The sequence below is a fragment of the Pseudomonas tremae genome (assembly GCF_001401155.1).
Classification (GTDB): domain Bacteria; phylum Pseudomonadota; class Gammaproteobacteria; order Pseudomonadales; family Pseudomonadaceae; genus Aquipseudomonas; species Aquipseudomonas tremae.
The window spans coordinates 1-782 of sequence record NZ_LJRO01000472.1; the positions used below are offsets into that span (position 1 = coordinate 1).

Genomic DNA, 782 nt, shown 5'->3' on the forward strand with positions numbered 1-782 from the left:
GTGCTATGCGGTGCTTGCGACAATACTTTACGTACAGAGCCTAGAACTCTGTCAAAGGAAAAGTACGCCCCTGGCGAGGGTGACATTCGGGAAACCGGCATACCCGCTCAAAAAACCACAAAACCCAAGGAAATCACCCTGGAAAGCCTGCGAGAAGACATGCGCAACTCGTTCATGAAGGCGATGGGCATCAAGAACTTCTCATCCCTGTTTGACGTTCTGTTCAAGAACCGGCGTTGACCGGTCAGGCATCGGCACTCAGTGGCTGGAGCTCTGACGGCATATCCTGAGCGCTGGCCACGCAGTTGCGACCGGTGCTTTTGGCGAGGTACAGCGCCTTGTCTGCTTCGTGCAACCAGGATGAAGCATCCGGTAGTTCAGGAGAATAGGCGGCTATGCCGATACTCAGGCTGACCTTGAGATCGCGCTGCAAAGAGTAGCTCATTTCATCTATCGCCAGACGCGTGCGCTCCAGGATTTCCCTCGCTTGAAACAAGCGGGTGTCCGGCAGAATGACGCAGAACTCATCTCCGCCACAACGTCCGATCAAATCCGAGTCCCGCAGGTTTTCCATCAGTGCTTCGCTGATGTTCTGCAGCACTGTGTCGCCCATGAGGTGGCCATAGGTATCGTTGATGACTTTGAAATGATCAATGTCGATCAGTGCGATAACGCACTGCTGATGCTGGTTCTGGCTTTTTACGTACTCCAGATCAAGCAGGTCTTTCCATGCGCCATGATTGAGCAGTCCAGTGAGGCTGTCGGTGCGGCTTATTTTGCGC

Annotated in this window: 1 protein-coding gene and 1 pseudogene; one reads left to right on the top strand and one right to left on the bottom strand. The window is 53.7% G+C overall.

What is annotated here, in order from left to right; all coding sequences use genetic code 11:
- Positions 1–240: pseudogene (locus tag ALO43_RS26280) on the top strand (hypothetical protein); the annotation flags it as partial.
- Positions 241–244: 4 nt separating this feature from the next.
- Here the strand turns inward: ALO43_RS26280 and ALO43_RS26285 are convergent.
- Positions 245–782, bottom strand: a 538-nt coding sequence (locus tag ALO43_RS26285; protein ID WP_157062367.1) for a GGDEF domain-containing protein, incomplete at its 5' end; no start/stop codon positions are given.